At 45.0% G+C, this 19,009-nt stretch carries 11 protein-coding genes; 4 read left to right on the top strand and 7 right to left on the bottom strand.

The annotated features are described in order from the left end of the window. The first annotated feature begins 3 nt into the window (after nucleotides 1–3). The 3 genes from BMX05_RS08470 (at nucleotide 4) to BMX05_RS08460 (ending at nucleotide 6,699) form a co-directional block, all read left to right on the top strand. Nucleotides 4–2,517, top strand: a complete 2,514-nt coding sequence (locus BMX05_RS08470) for an ABC transporter permease (protein ID WP_093310170.1) — start codon at nucleotides 4–6, stop codon at nucleotides 2,515–2,517. 106 nt (nucleotides 2,518–2,623) lie between these two features. After that, a complete protein-coding gene (locus BMX05_RS08465) occupies nucleotides 2,624–3,937 on the top strand; it encodes a DUF3422 family protein (RefSeq protein WP_093310167.1) in 1,314 nt (437 codons plus the stop codon). Nucleotides 3,938–4,308: 371 nt separating this feature from the next. Beyond that, nucleotides 4,309–6,699: an HD domain-containing phosphohydrolase gene (locus BMX05_RS08460; protein WP_177166847.1), complete on the top strand. Its 2,391-nt coding sequence runs from the start codon at nucleotides 4,309–4,311 to the stop codon at nucleotides 6,697–6,699. 124 nt (nucleotides 6,700–6,823) lie between these two features. Here the strand turns inward: BMX05_RS08460 and BMX05_RS08455 are convergent, their stop codons facing one another. Further along, nucleotides 6,824–8,026 (bottom strand): multidrug effflux MFS transporter, encoded by a 1,203-nt coding sequence (locus BMX05_RS08455; RefSeq protein WP_093310160.1) that lies wholly within the window; start codon nucleotides 8,024–8,026, stop codon nucleotides 6,824–6,826. Between the two features lie 308 nt (nucleotides 8,027–8,334). Here BMX05_RS08455 and BMX05_RS08450 point away from each other — a divergent pair, with 308 nt between their 5' ends. Beyond that, entirely contained in the window at nucleotides 8,335–10,128 is a 1,794-nt protein-coding gene (locus BMX05_RS08450) for an acyl-CoA dehydrogenase C-terminal domain-containing protein (protein WP_093310157.1), read from the top strand. A gap of 116 nt (nucleotides 10,129–10,244) precedes the next feature. Here BMX05_RS08450 and BMX05_RS08445 read toward each other — a convergent pair whose 3' ends face one another. The 6 genes from BMX05_RS08445 to BMX05_RS08420 are packed head-to-tail and all read right to left on the bottom strand — an operon-like array spanning nucleotide 10,245 to nucleotide 19,003. Continuing rightward, the gene (locus tag BMX05_RS08445; RefSeq protein WP_093310153.1) at nucleotides 10,245–10,997 is read right to left on the bottom strand and encodes a M48 family metallopeptidase; all 753 of its coding nucleotides are present in this window, start codon (nucleotides 10,995–10,997) and stop codon (nucleotides 10,245–10,247) included. A 7-nt stretch (nucleotides 10,998–11,004) separates the two neighbouring features. Next, nucleotides 11,005–14,298 carry a type I restriction endonuclease subunit R gene (locus BMX05_RS08440; RefSeq protein ID WP_093310151.1) on the bottom strand — a complete coding sequence of 1,098 codons (3,294 nt, stop codon included), beginning with the start codon at nucleotides 14,296–14,298 and terminating at the stop codon, nucleotides 11,005–11,007. Between the two features lie 43 nt (nucleotides 14,299–14,341). Further along, complete coding sequence (locus tag BMX05_RS08435; protein WP_093310147.1) at nucleotides 14,342–14,983, bottom strand: HNH endonuclease family protein; 642 nt, start codon at nucleotides 14,981–14,983, stop codon at nucleotides 14,342–14,344. Next, complete coding sequence (locus tag BMX05_RS08430) at nucleotides 14,970–16,319, bottom strand: AAA family ATPase (protein WP_093310145.1); 1,350 nt, start codon at nucleotides 16,317–16,319, stop codon at nucleotides 14,970–14,972. The genes BMX05_RS08435 and BMX05_RS08430 overlap by 14 nt, the downstream gene beginning before the upstream one ends. Beyond that, nucleotides 16,309–17,502: a restriction endonuclease subunit S gene (locus BMX05_RS08425; protein WP_177166846.1), complete on the bottom strand. Its 1,194-nt coding sequence runs from the start codon at nucleotides 17,500–17,502 to the stop codon at nucleotides 16,309–16,311. Before BMX05_RS08425 ends, BMX05_RS08430 begins: the two co-directional genes overlap by 11 nt. Next, complete coding sequence (locus BMX05_RS08420; protein WP_093310138.1) at nucleotides 17,492–19,003, bottom strand: type I restriction-modification system subunit M; 1,512 nt, start codon at nucleotides 19,001–19,003, stop codon at nucleotides 17,492–17,494. Before BMX05_RS08420 ends, BMX05_RS08425 begins: the two co-directional genes overlap by 11 nt. Between the last annotated feature and the right edge of the window lie 6 nt (nucleotides 19,004–19,009).

Genomic DNA, 19,009 nt, shown 5'->3' with positions numbered 1-19,009 from the left:
CCGATGCTAAAACAAGATTTAAAGTTAAGTGTCCTTTGGTTAGGGCGACAAAGCCGCAGTCAAGAGCTACGCCTTTTGATGTTGGCACTGATCTTAGCCGTTGCCAGTACCACCTTGATTGCTTTTCTAAGTGAGCGTGTCGATAAAGGAATGCAACTGCAAGCGGCACAAATGGCCGGTGGCCATCTTATTATTCGCGCGAATGAACCCTTACCCTTCAATTGGGCTGAACAAGCTCAGCAATATGGGGTAAAAACTGCAAGCACCGCGGAATTTCCTAGCATGGCTGCTAGTGAGGCTGGGCAATTTCGTCTTGTCAGCATTAAAGGGGTAGATGGCGCTTATCCTTTATTAGCACCGTTAGAAATCAAAACCCTTGCACAGCCGCACACCTTACAAGCAGTGCAGCAAGGGCCAACTTCGGGCGAAGCTTGGGTCGATCTCGGCGTGCTGCAAGCCTTACAATTACAATTAGGTGATACCTTACACCTTGGCCAAGGGCATTTTGTCATCACAGGCTTAATTGAAAGCGAGCCAGACCGTGGCAATGGTTTTTATAGCTTTAATCCCAGAGTCATGCTGGCGGCGGCAGATATTGCCAGTACCCAATTAGTGCGTACAGGCAGCCGAATTACTTACCGTATGCAATTTGCTGGCTCCCCAGAAGCTATCAGTGCTTGGTGGCAAGCATTAGAACCCCAATTAGCAAGTGAACACAGGGTCTTGAATCTGCAAGAAGACCGGCCTGCACTCAGCAACACCTTAGAAACAGCCACCCGATATTTACACCTAGTGAGCCTGATGGCGGTCTTGCTGACAGGGATTGCTGTAGTCCTTACCGCGCGTAGATATGCACAAAGACAACAAGCGAGTATTGCTTTATTAGGATGCTTAGGCAGTCAACGCAGGCAAATTCTTACCCTCTTATTAAGCCAGCTATTATTGCTGGTTTTATTCGCGAGTATTTTAGGGAGTTTGCTTGGTTGGTTGGCACAAAACATCCTCTTATACTTCTTAACTGCTTGGCTCCCCTTTGATGCCTTACCTAGCGCCAGTTTACAGCCTGTCTTTTTAGGCACCACAGTCGCCTTATTATTAATGCTCGGCGCTGCCTTTCCTTCTCTATGGCGCTTAAGCCAAATCCCCCCTTGGCGCGTTTTACGACCAACAGAACCTCCCAGCCAGCGTGCAGACTTTCCTTTACACCTTTTGACGGGCGCAGCTTTTTTTGCCCTACTGCTCGCCTTCACTCAGGATTTACAACTGACTTTATTTACCGGTCTAGGTTTAGGTGCAGCCACTTTAAGTGTCCTTGTCATCGGTAAGCTCCTACTTGCCGGTTTACAAAAGCTTTTAGCGAACAGCTCGCAAGGCGCTTGGCAGCAAGGTATCCGCCAACTGGTACGCCATCCTAGTTTAACCTTGGCGCAAATGTTTGGTTTTAGTCTGACTTTTGTGATTATGGCCTTAGTCTGGTTAGTGCGCACGGATATGCTGACCCAATGGCAAGCTCAACTTCCAGCAGAGGCCCCCAATCAGTTTGCAATTAATATTCAACCCTATGAGCGCCAAGGCTTCGAGGCGTATTTAAATCAAGCGGGTTGGCCACATGCGGGGTTATATCCTTTGGTGCGCGGGCGTATTGTCGCCATTAATGGCCAAGACCCAGCCAGCCAAGTACCCGCTTCAGGTCAGGAAGATAATGCCTTACAGCGTGCTTTAAATCTGACTTGGCAAGCTGAATTACCCCCATTAAACGAAATTGTTTCTGGGCGCTGGTGGACAGCAAATACACTGAGAAATGGTGAGATTCCGCTATCTATTGAATCTGGTTTTGCAGAGCGTCTAGGGCTTACTTTAGGAGAAACACTGACATTTAAGATCGCTGATCGGCAAATTAGCGGACAAATCACCAGTATTCGCCAAGTCCGTTGGGAAAGCTTCCAACCGAATTTTTTTGTGATTTTTCCGCCGGAGGTCTTGTTAGAGTATCCGCATTCTTTTATGACCAGTTTTTATCTACCGCAGGACCAAGGCGCTCAAGTCAATGCTTTGCTCAACCAGTTTCCAAGTATCACCTTATTAAATGTAGATGCTTTGCTGACACAAGTACGAGACATTGTCCGCCAAGCGACACTTGCGATAGAAGCCTTATTCCTGGTGGTGTTACTCGCTGGGATTTTGGTGTTACAAGCCACCTTAGTGACCTCTCAACCCAGACGCCAACACAAAGGCGCCATATTACGGGTCTTTGGGGCTTCCCGTGCCTGGGTATGGCGTGAAGAAATCAGCGAGCTGGTCACTTTAGGGGCTTTATCTGGCATTTTAGCGGCCATACTGACCGAGGGCGTTGCTGCCCTGTTATATGTTTCTGTACTGAAAATTCCCCCGAGCCTACATTTTGAATTATGGGTGTTATTGCCGCTTGCCGGCGCTTTACTCACCTTCCTAGGTGGCTTAGCCAGTGTGCGTAAAGTGTTAGCTTATCCACCAAAACGCATATTAAGTTCCCATTAATGCCTAGCCCCTGTGTCTTTCACAGGGGCTTTTTATCTAGGATTGCACTCTCGGTATATTCACAGTACCTTATGCATTATTTTGAGTATTGACAGGGACTTGCTAGATGTCATCGATTGAAACCTTACCGCGTCAACATCCTTTGAGGGATAGCTTGTATGCAGAGTTACATGCGCGTCCTTATCCTGTATTGCAAGCCCCGATGCAAGTGGTACATCTAGGGATTTTATTAACTACGGATGAAAAAGACGCCGAATGGCAACACCTACAACAACTCTGCCGAGATTACGGCGTTAACCCACCGTCCGATGGCGCAACCTCGTATCAACAAAGTTTTGCTGAATTTGAATTGCGCTGGGAAAGGCACCTAGAATTTGTCACTTACACTTTCTATCGACCCAGCACCCAAGCCCATCTCCCCTTTAAATATTCACCCTTAGATTTTCTTGCTCCGGCTTGGTTAGCCAAGCTCCCTGGGCAGATGGTGGTTGCTTTAAAATTAGAAGTTCATGCCAAAAATCAACCTTGGGATCGTCAAGATTTAAGTATTTGCTTTGAAGGGCAACGCTTAATTAGCGCACAACTGATGGAAGGCCAAGCCACTTTATGGAGTGCTTTTCGATTACAAGGGGATAATTTTGAGCGTATTTTATTATATATTGATAAGCTCAACCCGAATCAAACTGGGCGTTTAGTGCAAAGGGTCTTAGAATTAGAAACCTATCGTTTAATGGCTTTATTAGGTTTAAATCCAGCACGTACATTAGCACCAGAACTTGCGCGTATGGATGCGGATTTAGCCAAGATGATTGCACAAATCCCGATTTTAGAAAACCTTGATCAAGAACGCGAACTCTTACAATCTTTATCTCAGCTTGCCGCCCAAGTCGAAGCGCACCGCGGCGAAACCAATTCACGTTTTCGTGCAACCCAAGCGTATTATCATTTAGTGTTACAACGTTTAAAAGAATTAAGAGAAGCCAATACTGGCCAGCGGATTCATCTAGGTACTTTTATTGAGCGCCGTTTAACTCCTGCTTATCATACTTGTACTTCTGTCACCCAAGGCTTGGAAGATTTGGCCCGCCGCATTGAACGCGCAAGTGATTTATTAAGAACTCGGGTTGATTTAACGATAGAAGCACAAAATCAACATTTGTTAGCCTCAATGAATCGGCGCTCACGGTTACAATTACGCTTACAAGAAACGGTTGAAGGTTTATCTATCGCTGCAATTAGTTATTATGGTGTGAGTTTATTTAAACTTATCCTAGATGCTGGATATGCTGCAGGTTTGCCTATCAATAAGGAGTTAATTACAGGAATTTCTGTCCCTATTATCTTGGTGGGTGTTTGGTGGATTACGCATAGAATTAAGCATTTTATTATGCGTGCAAGTCAGGATACCCCCGCACCTTAACCCGTGCTTAACCTCTCCCTTAACAGGGGGAGGGACTTTCATCTGAGTCGGCGAAGATCTCCCACGTAAAAATGATGCAGCGGATTTTCCGCCCATTCTGATACAAATTTCGCATATTACTTAAGCGTCTCATTTTTTGTACAACTTAAGTACAAAAAATAATCTGGTTGCAGATGACATTTTATTTGCATGAGTGCGAGCAAGCTTGTACCAAAGACACTTTAAAGGCATGATAGCCGCCTCATAACAAAATCATATGGAAGTACGAATATTTTACTTATTCAGGAATGAACCGAAAAATTTTAGATAAAGAGCTCGTCCATTCCTTTTTGTGCTTTCTTATTTTTTATAAAAGCTTGGAGGCGCTTAAAATGAAGAACAAGAAATACACTTTTGTATTTAGTATACTCAGCCTTTTTGGGATTTTAACATTAGCTCTTTCCATTTTTCTTATCTACAACTTTTACAACAAGAGTTTAGAACAAGCCTACCAATTACTCAAAAACAATAATGCGCAAACCACTGCTAATATTGCTCACATTTTAGATGAAACTTTTGATAATGCAATCAATCAACTTAACTTAATCAATCAATTCAACCAGAAAGAAAATATTAACACTAATAAGGAGTTTCTATTAAAGCTAATGTGGGAGCAATTAAAGACCGATACCAGTATTGCAAGTATTTTTACTGCAGATGCTTATGGCAATTTTCTACAAGCCCGCAGAGAGCCTGAGTTAGCCGTACGTTATATTCAAAGGGAGCAAAATAAAGATACTTGGCATTATAAAAATACTGAATTTTTTACTGCTAAAACCCAAGTATCCAAAATCCAGTATGATCCGCGCACACGCGACTGGTACCAAAATGTCACCCTTGAAGCACATCAATATTGGTCAAAACCGTATCAATTTGCTTCAACGGGATCGATAGGAATTACCCTAGCGCTTGGCAACTTTGATACTCAGCAAGGTAAAAAAATTAATGTTGCTGCAGTGGACTTTACACTTGATAAAATTACTGAATTGCTCATACAAAAAAGCCAAGAGCTTGGGGGTGATCTTATCATATTTAACCAGCAAAAAGATATTATTGCCTCTTCTCTAAAAGAATCCAGTACAACAGTTACTTCAGACTATTTTATTAACTTTCTTCCTCAACACTTCTTGCAGAATCACTTTGATGGGGAGTTGATTGATCAAGAAGGTAATCCATTCGTATTTTTTGTCTCTAAAATAGAAGCTAACTCAGATCAGATTTGGTATCTTGCCTCAGTCATTAGCAAAAAAGATGTAGTTGCTAATATAGAGTCATTTTTAATTGATACAGTTATTTTTTCACTTTTGATGATTGCCTTGATTTATTTCCCTATCCACTGGGCATTAAAAAGATTTGTGATCAACCCTGTACACCAACTAGAAGATATGACCCATTTTATTGCTAACAAAGAATATGAAAAAGTTAAGGCTTTACCTACAGTAATTTATGAATTTAACCGATTATCTGATTCTATGTTAGAAATGTCTGCTTCAATTCAAAAATATGAAGAGGATCAAAAAGAACTAATAGATTCTTTTGTCAAGATTTTAGCAGAAGCAATAGATGATAAATCCCATTATACCGGTGGCCACTGTGAGCGTGTTCCCGAAATAGCCATGCGTCTAGCGGCTGCAGCAAGTGCTTGTAACCAAGGTAATCTAGCAAGTTTTAGTTTTAAAAATAAGGATGAGTGGCGTGAATTTAAAGTGGCCGCTTGGCTGCATGACTGTGGGAAAATTATTACACCTGAACATGTTGTTGATAAATCGACTAAATTAGAAACGATTTATAACCGTATTCATGAAATACGGATGCGTTTTGAAGTGTTATATAGAGATGCACAAATTAGCTTTTACCAAGCTTTAGTAAAAACACCTGATCAGCAAGCCAGCTTATCTCAAGGATTAGAAAAGCATTTTACTGAGTTAACACAAGCCTTTGAGTTTGTTGCAAACGCTAATCTTGGTGGGGAATTTATGGCACCACAAGATATTGAAAAGCTTAAAGACATTGCTACTTGGGAATGGCAAAGAAATTTTGATCCTCTATTAGGGTTAAGTGAAGATGAACTCACCCGAATCAATAAAGATGAAATTCAAACCCCTGCTATGGAGAAGTTATTAGCAGACAAGCCTGAGCATCTTATTCCAAGAGAAAGAGCCATCAATATGCAGGAGTATCAAGCCTTTGGTTTTAAATTACCTGTGCCTAAATATGAAAGTAATCAAGGTGAACTTTACAACTTAAGTATTCAAAGGGGCACCTTGAGCGAAGAAGATAGATTTATCATTAAAGGGCATATGGTAGCTACCATTAAAATGCTAGAAAAAATTCCTTTCACTGAGAATTTAAAGCGTGTCCCTGAATATGCAGGTTCTCACCATGAAACCTTAGTAGGAACAGGCTATCCACGCCAACTAACTAGAGAGCAACTCTCTATCCCTGCGCGTATTATGGCAATTGCTGATGTTTTTGAGGCTTTAACTGCCAGTGATCGCCCTTATAAAAAAGCGAAAACTTTAAGTGAAACACTTAAGATCATGGCTTACATGCGCAATGATCAGCACTTTGACGCTGAGCTTTTTGATTTATTTTTAACCAGTGGTATTTATAAGGACTATACCGCTAAATTTTTAGACCCTGAACAAAATGATGTTAGTGATATCACACCATTTTTATCTAAACAACAGGCCACCAAAATAGACCTAGCACAAGCAAGTTAAGCTTATTTTCCCCTTATCTTTTTATTTGGAGTAGGAGACTTAGCAGGTTTTGCCTCACTAAGTCTCTTTTTCTATATAGGTAGAACTTCCCCGCTTTGGTCAGGTTTTTTATCAAAAAAAGTGATTAACACACTTTCAATGTTTTACGCATATAAATACGTATCATAGCACCTAGCAAACAGCTCACTAACATCACAGTGACCATAGGCAAAGGGGTACCATCTGCAAAGTGTCCTGCCAAACCACCAGCTACCCCCCCAGACAAAAAGCCTAAGGCGGCTAATAACGCCGTGGCTGTCCCTGCCTGTTTAGGGAAGTATTCTGTGGTACAAGCAATACTATTGGAAATAATAAAACTGTGACTACCCATAAATAACATGGTTAAAGGAACCAATAGCCATAAATTAATTACAGGGACAAACAAGACATAAACTAGCATACAAGCACCGGCTACAACTTGGATACTCTGGCCAATACTAATAATTTTTTTAGAAGTGAACCGGCTTAACAAATGCAAATTGACTCGGCTCATCAAGATCATAGTTAGGACATTTAATCCAAAGACAAAAGGATACAAGGTTTCTGACAAACCAAAGTATTCCATAAAAATACTCGGCGAGGCAGTGACAAACGTGAGTAAACCTGCATAAGCAGCACAAACAGAAATCATAAACCCCCAGACACGGGATTCTTGGAGCACAAGCCAATAATTTTTAAATAAATTCTTATTGGCTTGTTGAGGACTGGTTTCTGGTAAGTAATAATAAAATAAGTAAATTAATACCAAGCTGTATATAAATAGAAAAGCAAAAATCATACTCCAATCACTAAAGTGCAAAATCAGCATCCCCAACATAGGTGCGACCAAGGGCGCTAGCATCATCACCTGCATCACTCGAATAAGGTTCGCTGCCCCTACTTGACCCGAGCTAATATCACGGATAATTGCAGAACTATTGACCATCGCCAGCCCACCGCCTAGCGCTTGCACAAAACGTAACCCCCATAACCAATAGACAGAGGTGGTAAAAATAATGGCCAAGGTTGCTAAGGAAAAAACAACCAAGCCAGTTAATACCAGTTTGCGACGCCCGAATTGATCTGATAAAGGCCCACCTAGCAACTGCCCAAGGCTTAGCCCTAATAGAAAGAAGCTGATAGAAATTTCTATATCATGGATAACGACGCCTAAACGGCTCGCCATGCTGGGAACCGCAGGGAGGTAAATATCTGTCCCTAAAGGGGCCAAGGCAGTCAATGCAGACAGCATCAAAAGTAAATTACGGATATTATTGACACCCAAGGGCGCAGAAGTTAGCGAGGACATAAACAAGGACTCAGGTTTCCGAAAAAATAGGTTGTCTAGATTGGAACTAGACTGTCTAGTCTAATATTTTAAGGGAAATTCTCACAGAACAATGTAAACTTCTGCAAACGCGAGTCTTTCAATGAAGTTTGTGATTAAGTATTTGTATTTATTACCAAAGTTGACTAGGCTCAAGAGGTGTTTTAAAAAAACTCATAAGTCACGCTCAGCACTAGCTATGATCTGGGGTGCGAGTTATGATGACTAAAACGCGCGGTTTAGTTCCGCATTGATTACCCTAGGACTCTTTAATCTTCGAGGATAAGCTTATGGCCATGTACAAAGCGCCCCTTCGCGATATGCGTTTCGTACTTAATGAAGTCTTTGATGCCGGTAGTTTGTGGGCATCCATGCCGGCGATGTCAGAAGTCACCCCTGATCTTGTAGATGCAATTCTCGAAGAAGGGGCAAAAGTCACCGAAAATGAACTTTTCCCGCTTAACCGTAGTGGCGATGAAGAAGGCTGTACCTTTGATGACGGCAAGGTAACCACCCCCGCTGGCTTCAAAGCAGCTTATGACACCTTGGCAGAAAGTGGCTGGTTGGGTTTAGGTGGTAATCCTGAATACGGCGGTCAAGGCATGCCTAAAATGCTGACTGTCTTGTTCGAAGAAATGCTCTACGCCGCCAACGCCTCCTTTACTTTATATCCTGCATTAAACTCAGGTGCGGTTTTATTGCTCGATTCGCACGCCAGCGATGAAATCAAAGAGCAATACCTGCCCCCTATGTATGAGGGCCGTTGGTTGGGCACCATGTGCTTAACTGAGCCACATTCAGGATCTGATTTGGGCATCTTGCGTTCGAAAGCAGAACCTAACGAAGATGGTTCTTATACCATTTCAGGGACCAAAATTTTTATCACAGGTGGTGATCACGATCTGTGCGAAAACATCGTTCACCTCGTATTGGCTAAATTGCCAGATGCCCCTGCGGGCACCCGTGGTATTTCTTTGTTTATCGTACCTAAGTTCTTGATTAACGAAGATGGCAGCAGTGGCGATGCCAATAATGTCAATTGCGGCTCTATCGAACATAAAATGGGGATCAAAGGTTCTGCCACTTGTGTGATGAACTTTGACGGTGCCAAAGGTTGGATGGTAGGTGAACCTAACCGTGGCCTTGCCGCCATGTTTACCATGATGAACTATGAGCGTTTGTCGATTGGTATCCAAGGTCTTGGTTTGGGTGAAGTCGCTTATCAAAGCGCCATGGATTTTGCTAAAGAGCGTCTGCAAGCGCGTGCGCCTAAAGGTGCTAAGTGCCCAGATAAAATTGCTGATCCTATCTTAGTGCATCCTGATGTACGCCGTATGGCATTGAACGTACGAGCCTTTAACGAAGGCGGACGCGCTTTTGCTTCCTATGTTGGTATGCAGCTTGATATTAGTAAATATCATCCTGATGAAGAGCAACGCAAACAAGCCGCAGAATTAGTTGCCTTGTTAACCCCAGTGGCTAAAGCCTTCCTCACAGATCGTGGCTTTGATGTGTGTGTAGAAGCCCAGCAAATCTACGGTGGTCAAGGCTATGTGCGTGAGTGGGGTGCAGAACAATACGTACGTGATGCACGTATCGCACAAATCTACGAAGGCACCAACGGCATCCAAGCGATGGACTTGGTAGGGCGTAAGATTGTTGCCAATAAGTGTGGTTATTTAGCTCACTTTGCAAGCGATGTGCGTCAGTTTATGGCCGCTTGTGATGCGCCTGAACTCGCCGCTTACGTCAGCCAGCTCGAAGCCGAACTCCAGCGTTTAGAAAGCCTCAGTGCTTGGTTAGTTGAGCAAGCAGGTGCTAACCCTGAAGAACTCGGCGCGGCTGCGGTAGACTATCTGAACCTGTTTGGTCTCGTCACTTATGGCTATTTGTGGCTACGCATGATGGCCGCTGCACAAGCGCAAGTGGCTGCGGATACTTCTGGTTTCTATGATGCGAAACTAAAAGTGGGTGCGCACTACTTCAAACGTATTTTGCCACGGACCTTGAGCTTAGAAGCCCAAGTACGTGCAGGTGCTGATGTGCTTATGGCGATGGATGAAGACCAGTTTTACGTTGAGTAAAACCGCATCTAGTTTTGATGCTTTAACTTACACAACTCCCTGTATTTGCAGGGAGTTTTTTATTTCAACGCCTTGGCATACGCTGGCTTTCTCCCTGCGATTTCACCCCTTCGACCTTAAGCGTTGAGAATCACAGCCGCCATCCCATCTAATCGTACTTTCGTTTGTTGCCAATGAGGCATGACTTGGCTCATCAACCGGTAAAAACGTTTGCTATGGTTATGTTCGGCAAGGTGGCAAAGTTCATGCAAAATCACGTAATCAATGCACTCACGAGGCGCTTTAACCAAGTGAGGGTTCAGGGTAATTCGGCCATTGGATGAGCAGCTGCCCCATTGGGTTTGCATGGTCAGGATGCGCAGCGGTGGCCGCGCTTCTACCCAAAGGGCTTGCTCCAACATCGCATCGAGGCGCTTGGCGAAGGTTTCCTTGGCCCGTGCTTTGTACCAGTCAGTCAGTAGCTCTTTCACCTTTTCGGTGGACTTTGTTCGTACTGATACTTCCAGTTTGCCTCGTAGCAGCTTCACGCCTTGAATCTGCTTTGGTGCTTCAATCACTTTTAGCAGGTACTGCTTCCCTAGGTAGTAATGGCTTTCACCGCTGATGTACTGCCGAGGTGTGGTGAATTCAAGCTGTTTACGGAAATCTCTAAGCTGCTCGTATATCCAACGCCCACGTTTTTTAACAGCGGATAGAACTGTCTCACTGTCAGCATCTTCTGGGGCCGATGCGACGACCCGACAATCCGGATAGACCTTAATTTGTACTTTACCACTTGCCTTGGGACGGTCTAAACGCAAAAAGACAATCCGTTCATCGCCGTAGAAGAAACTCAGCTCACGTCCTTCTAGATATATCAGGGCACTCATTGATAAATCATGCCCCTTTCAGTCCAACGCGAGTAATCTGTACGATCATTTCAACTAGCTTTTTTGCTTGTCCCATACCTCCACCAATCGCTTTGCACTCCTGAAACATGCGCGGCAGTAGCTTTTTGCGAATATCGGCTTCGATGTTCTGCGGGTTGATAGAGTGCTCCGCAACAGAGGTTTCAACTGTCTGATCAATCTCAAAAGCTAACTTCACCCACTTATCCTGCACCTGCTGATCAAGCACAGCTAAGGCTTCAAGCAGCACTTTTTTGAACACACCAAAGTAAGCTTGGGCATGATGATTACCAGCAAAAACGTCTGGGATCTCGTTCAAGCGGCGCTCTTGTACCTGGTCTGCAAACTCACGGAACAGCAGGTACTGTTTTAACGGATGGTCGAAAAGCTTCTCCGCTTCTTCGATGGCTTGGCGCAGCAGTTTAGAAAAGGCTTCCTGAGCATAGGGATCATCCTGTAATTCCTGCTCAATCATGCGGGTGACACGGGTTTTAATAATGTCGGTTTCGTTGCGGATTTTTGTAGGAGAGGGATCATCGCCCCAGTCTTCCGGCGATTGCTGCTGCCCCAGCTTGCCCACTTCATACACACCTTCGGGCTCTTTCACCTCGACACCCACCACATGCTTATCCAGCAGCTTCTTCACCTGGTCGGCGTACTCGTCATAATCCACCTTCTCGCCAGAGTCCTGCTGTACCAACTGGCGCAGGCTAGAGAAGTGTTTGACGGTTTCCTTGTAGTGGCGGCGGTCATCGTCACTGAAGCTCTTGTCCTCAAAGAAGGTGGCAGACTGCAATGCAACCTTTAAGCAGCTGGCGAAAGCCGTTAGCGCTTCGTAGAAATCTTCACGCACCTTGAGATGCACATCCACCAGCTCTCCGTCTCTGTCTGCAATCTTGGGCACCAGCACCTGACGTAGCTGCTCAATATCGTTTTTGTTTTTAACGCCATCAAAGATCGCCCATAACTGCTTGTACAGCTGTGGTAGGCGCTTGTACTCGGTACTCATCTGGTTGTAGAGGCCAGCAATATCCTTGATGTCATACCCGCCCTGAGTGCGGGAAGCCAAGTCCTGATACTTCTGGATGGTCGTATCCAGTTCCGCCAGAATGCCGCGATAGTCGATCAGTAAGCCAAATCTTTTCTTCGGATGCAGGCGGTTCACTCGCGCAATCGCCTGAATCAGATTGTGCTCTTTCAAAGGCTTATCGATATAGAGCACGGCATTCTTTGGCGCATCGAAGCCAGTCAGCAGCTTATCTACTACGATCAGAAGTTTAAGCGAGTCATCTTTATCAAAACGTTCAATCAGGTGTTTGGTATAGACTGGTTCGTCTTGACTCCCCACATGCTCTTTCCACCACTGGGTCACTTCAGGTATAGCAGCTTCATCGACACTGGTATTACCTTCACGGCTATCGGGTGCGCTTATTACCACGGCGGATTCAAATAAGCCCGCCTCATCCAGATATTTTTTGTATTTGATGGCGGCGGCTTTGCTATCGCAGGCGAGTTGGCCTTTTAAGCCCTCGTCGATATTTTTGACAAAGTGGTTGGCAATATCCAAGGCGATCAGGCGAATACGATCATCGGCACTGTACACTTGACCTTTTTTGGCAAACTTGCGCTTTAGGTCGGCTTTCTGGTCATCGGAAAGCCCTTCAGTAATACGCTCGAACCAGCTGTCGATGGCGCGTTCGTTCACCTCCAGATCGGGAATACGCTCTTCGTACAGCAAGGGGGTGACCGCCCGATCTTCCACCGCGCGCTGCATGGTATAGGCATGGACAATCGGGCCAAATTTATTAGTGGTTTTATCGTCTTTGAGGAGGGGTGTCCCCGTAAAAGCAACGAAGGCTGCTTTAGGTAGTGCCTGTTTCATGCGGATATGGTTTTCACCGCCCTGGCTTCGGTGCCCCTCATCGATCAGTACGATGATATCCGAGCTGGTATTGATGCATTCTGGGAGTTTTGTCGCGGTATTAAATTTCTGGATCAGCGAGAAGATAATCCGCTCCGTGCCCTTGCCAATCTGCTCCGCTAAGCGTTTCCCCGAGGTGGCCATAGCCGCAGCTTTATCTTTCTTGTCTGCCAGTTCACCACCTGAGGCAAAAGTCTTGCTAAGCTGACGCTCAAGATCCACTCGATCCGTCACCACCACAATGCGACACTGCTTGAGGCTGTCATGCAGAATCAACGCCTTACTTAAAAACACCATGGTGAATGACTTACCCGACCCAGTGGTATGCCAGATCACACCGCCTTCACGGCCGCCTGTACTGGTGCGGGTATTGATGCGTTCAATCAATCGTTTGATACCGAACACCTGCTGATAGCGGGCGACGATTTTGCCCACCTTTTTATCAAACAGGGTAAAATAACGCATCATTTCCAGCAGGCGGGCAGGGCTTAATAGGCTGATCAGTAATTGATCTTGACCGGTCACCGCCAGCTCACCGGCAGCCGTCAGGTTTTGATACCAGTCTAAGTCTTGCACCGGTCGATGCGCGAACAAGTTGGCTAAGGCGTCCTCTGAAAGCTTTTTGTTTTTGATGGCGTGCATCTCGGCATCGGTGATATCTTCCTCACGCCAAGCGGCCCAGAACTTAGCGGGCGTGCCACAAGTGCCATAGCGCCCCTCATTGCCATTGATCGATAGCAATAGCTGGCTGTAAGCAAACAGGTGAGGAATCTCATCGGGGCGCTGATTACGCAGGCTTTGCGAAATGCCTTCATCAATCGTTGGGCCTTTTTTTGTGTTGCCATCTGGGCGCTTAGCTTCCATGACCACGAGGGGAATACCGTTGACAAAACAGACAATATCTGGGCGTCTGCTCTCGACGCCATTGGAACGGGTCACGGTAAACTCTTCGGTGAATACAAAGCTGTTATTGGCTGGGTTCTGCCAATCAATCAGCGCAACCGTCGGGCTGGCTTTTTTGCCATCCACAAATTCAGTGACCGAAATGCCATACAGCAAATGGTTGTACAGGCGCTCATTCGCGGTTAACAAGCCTTCGTTAAGTGCGGGGCTGCAAACCTCGGCAATCAAGTTATCAATGGCTTTTTCAGAGAGGGGATAACGCTTCCCCGCAAAGGTAAAGGTGCGTTTTTGCAGTTCAGTGCGTAGCACTTGGCGTAATACAACAGCATCCGTTTTACCATCTCGGGCAGCTAACGCGCGTGCAGGCGAGAGAAACGACCACCCTAGGTTAGTCAATAACGTCAGCGCAGGTAACTTGGCACTGTATTCTTCCTGAAATTTTGGTGTGTATTGTGTCATGCCTTATCTCTCTTCAATCCCTGATACTTGAGCTGCAATCTGATTAGTCAGCCATTCTTTTTCTCAGAATATTCACAAGTACGGGTGCAAATGGCGCCAATTTCCCTTCTTCTGGCGTTAATAGATCGTCAATAAGCAAGTTTAAAAGTTCCTTATCATCTTCCAATTCAAGATTGGCAGGATCATCTCCATATTTTTCCCAAATGAGGCTATCTATTAGTTGCTTACGCATCTCAATCAGTGCCTTATTATTTTTTTCTGTATCGCCCAGATTGAGAACCTGGATACTATTCTCTGCCCGCTCTGTAAGCCCTTCCACACGACCACTCATTCTAAAGCGAAGCTCTGTCTCACACTCTTGCATCAATGGCGTGAGTGTTAATGGCCGAGAACCATGTGCAGCGTCACACTGGTTTGGCTTTCTGCAACTGGCAACAATATTGGTAAAATCCAGTGAGCGGTTTGGAGCAATAGCTTGAGCCTCAACATGCTCGTTCATGGTGTCTGAATTATCGCCAGAAATTAACTGGCAGCAATATGCGCACAGATAAAATTGCTCTGTGGTACAGGCAGCTCTAATGTCTCTACGTTCAACATCCGATAAGTCAGAATAACGCGCATTCGGTGAGCCTTGTTTAAAAGCTATTAAGCTAAGAGGCTCAATACCTTTGTCAATTTTTCGCACGCCGCAACTCCTCCTTACGAAGGAGCAATCTGCTTTTGCTCAGCTCCAAATGTTGCGTGGGTAATTCAGTTTCAAGCTCCGCAAGCAAGCTCCGTGCTTTAACAATGTTTCCGTCTTCAATTAGATCTCGCAGATTGCTAAGTCGTGTTGTTATCTGTGCATTTCTGATATGAGTATCCATGACATTGAGTAACACGCTATTTGCATCCTCTCCATATTGCGATGGCACCTGACTTACCTCACCGTCATCTAACGAGTAAACCAGTACATTTTTATAATCACTAATCACTAAAGGTGAGTGAGTGGTTAAAATCAATTGGCAGTTAGGGAAGGTAGAGGTTAGTCGCTCAATAATGCTGCGCTGCCAAGTGGGGTGCAGATGCATGTCAACTTCATCAATCAGCACAATACCATCACCATGCAGCGGGTTTTCAAGCGCGGGGTTCATCATGGCTAAACGGCGGGCAACATCTCCAACAAGTGCCATCAGCGACTTTTCCCCTTGTGAAAGTTGTAATACATTCAGCGTTTGGCCATTTTTATCAATTGACATATGTAATCGTGGCTTACGGCGTACTCTTAAATTACTAAAGCCCGGCATAAAGTTGCTAATAGCAGTACGTACAGCGGTCAGTTGCCTATCACGTGAAGAGGCCATTAACGACTGCAACTTATGCCAAACGTCGTGATTATCACCCAACGTTTCCAAGAGTTTATCCAGCACATCTTGCGGCACGCCCGTTTCATTTTCGGCATCTTCGCGCTCACGAAACCATTCAAAAAACCGCCGAAAGTCAACCCCTTGATTGAGCGAATTATCATAACCATCGAGCTGCCCAAAACTATGGCGTTCTTTAATCTTGAGCGGAATATCCAATACCACCCGCTCAACTGGGTAGAAGGCTATCAGTGGCAAACTGGCTTGTTCCTTATGGGTGATGGCGGCGCGATAATCATCTGCTAACCGACTAGCATCGTTTAAGTTAGAGTTAAACTTGTTTTTTTTGCCCTTCTGAGTTTTTGCAAGCGACCAACGATAATCTGGATTACTTGACTGACCGTGATCGTCTAAAACAGTAACATCAATCAATGCAGAAGGTTGACCATTTAAAATAACTCCTTCTGGAATTGGGCTACCACTGCCTTTTTCGCTACGAAGCCGCGCAACAAACCAGCTTAAACTGGTGGCAAGCGCTTTTAAGATGGAGGTTTTACCCGCGCCATTGTTACCAATAAAAACCGTCACATTGCTGTTTAGCTCTTGTGTTGGCGCTAGCTCTGCCTCTAATTCGCTAAAACGCCCTAAATTAGTCAGGCGAAATCGTTTAATTTCCATCAGTTGTGGCCTTAGTATTTTGATCGTTTAATCGTACTCTTCGCTTCCCCGTCAATAGCTGCTGCATGAGGGCTTTTTTCTCTTGTTTTAGGTGATTCAACTTTTGTTGCAAGGTGGTGATTTCCTGATCGGCAGCGGAGAGTACCGCAGCGATTTTTTGTTGTTCTTCGATGGTAGACGGCACTGAAACCTTAATCGCATTTAAAGTTTCTCGAGACAAACTCGGAACACCAGATGCCTCGCTAAAACTTCTAAGTTTCAAACTACCAACTAGATAGTAAAACCATTTCAAGTCAGTATCTGTCTTTGGCAAACAATAAAACGTCGTATCAATGGCCCAAAACGGCTCACTGATATAAAGAGGCTTGTCGATGGTCCCTTTGCGCCCAATCAAAACGGCTGTCTCTTCACAGAGAGCTTCGGACGCAAATCCCCCAATTCCCCCAGTTCCATATATTGGAAATGAACCTGTTGGGCTGACAACTTCCTTGGGGGACTTCCCGTAGATAATCTCTACCAAGTCTTTCAACGAATTTCTTAGCCACTCCCCCTGAAACCTTTCCCCATTCTGATCCAGCAGGCGCTTTTTGCCGGTAAGCAGTTGTTGCATTAGGGCTTTTTTCTGCTGTTGGCTGTTGGCAAGTAGTTGTTCGGTGGTAGTGATGGCCTTATCCCAGGTGGAGAGGATTTGGGCGATTTTCTTTTGTTCGGGGAGTGGGGGTAATAAGACCAAAACCTTGGATAAGTCTTTTTGCCCAATATTCGCTCGAACCGCTCCTTGACCTAGTTTTATTGCCTGACTTCTATAATTTTTAGATTGAAATAGAAAAGGTGAATAGTCTGATAAAATGTCATCTCCAGTAGGCCGCCCTCTAATTACAAATCCGCCAAACGTAGCAATCGCATCATCTAAATAAACCGCCGCCATTGCTATTTCATCAAAAGTTTCAGATGTACGATTAAATAAAACATCACCATATTTAATCTGATAGCCTTCAAGCTGGCTATCTGTAACCTGAACACGCCCAATAATTTTGGATTCTGTCAGTATGTCATTTTTAAAGACATCCATAACATTTACGAATTTGTAACCACTGCCATATTGATCTTTTTCGGTATTCAATCCATTTTTTAACTCAAAAAGACTTCCTAGCGACTCTTGTTTCCACCCTTCAGGCACCATAACCCAACTCCTTAAGGTACTTATCCATTTCACCTTCCAGCTCATTCAGTTGCGCTTTGAGTTGTTCACGCTCAGCCCGTACCGCCATCAGATCGATTTCTTTCTCTTCTTCAAAAGTATCGACATAGCGCGGGATATTCAGGTTGTAGTCGTTCTCTTTAATCTCATCAAGGCTGGCAATATAGGCGTATTTATCAACGCTGACGTTGTTGCGGTAGGTCTGCACAATCTTGCGGATATTGTCATCGGTGAGCAGGTTCTGATTTTTACCGGCTTTAAACTCACGGCTAGCATCGATAAATAGGGTGCTAGTGCCTGTTTTGGCTTTATTAAAAATCAAAATTGCCGCCGGAATGCCGGTACCGTAAAAGAGTTTCTCCGGTAGACCAATCACCGCATCGAGCAGGTTTTCGTCAATCAGTTGCTTACGGATCTTGCCTTCACTTGATCCGCGGAAGAGTACACCGTGGGGTACCACAACTCCCATACGCCCTTGCGGTTTTAGGGTTTCGATCATATGCAGGATAAAGGCATAATCGCCTTTAGTTTTGGGTGGCACACCACGGCGAAAACGACTGAACTTATCGTGTTCGGCCTCATCATGGCCCCATTTATCTAAGGAAAACGGTGGGTTAGCGGTGACAATATCAAACAGCATCAGATCGCCGTTTTTATCCAGCAACTTGGGGTTGCGGATGGTGTCGCCCCATTCGATCTTATGGTTATCTTCCCCGTGCAAAAACATATTCATTTTCGCCAGCGACCAAGTGGAACCAATGGCTTCCTGACCATAGAGGGCATACTGTTTGTTACCATGATTGGCCAAGACTTTACGGCCACATTTCATCAGCAAGGAACCAGAGCCACAAGCCGGGTCACAAATCCTATTGCCCGGTTGTGGGTCCAGGAGTTCAGCCATTAAATCACTGACTTCCGGCGGGGTGTAAAACTCACCGGCTTTCTGCCCACCACTGGCAGCAAAGTTTTTAATTAAATATTCGTAGGCATTGCCAATCACATCCAGGGTACCGACACGGCTCGGCTTGAGGTTAAGATCCTCTTTGGCAAAATCTTCCAGCAGATGGCGCAAAATCGTGTTCTTTTGCTTTTCTTCACCCAGCTTATCCGTGTTAAAGCTAATATCTTGGAACACACTTTTACCCGCGTCTTTCAGCTTGGTGCCGTTGGCTTCTTCAATCGCGTGTAAGGCTTGGTCGATACGCTCCCCATTGCCGGGTTCATGGCGTTTCTCATACAGAGTGTAAAAACTGGCCGCTTTGGGCAGCACAAAGCGCTCGTTCTTCATCATCTCTTCGATAAGTTCTGGCTCGTCGCCGTACTCGGCCTTGTAGCTATCGTAGTGATCCTGCCACACATCCGAGATGTACTTAAGGAACAGCATGGTGAGGATAAAATCTTTATAAGTGTCTGCGCTGATAGTGCCACGAAAGGTATCGCAGGCGTTCCATAGGGCTTTGTTAATCTGGTCTTGATTTAACATGGTGTG

The sequence above is a fragment of the Allopseudospirillum japonicum genome (assembly GCF_900108915.1).
GTDB classification, from domain to species: domain Bacteria; phylum Pseudomonadota; class Gammaproteobacteria; order Pseudomonadales; family Halomonadaceae; genus Pseudospirillum; species Pseudospirillum japonicum.
Note: the sequence above shows the minus strand (reverse complement) of the source record. Positions and strands in the feature narration are given on the sequence as shown.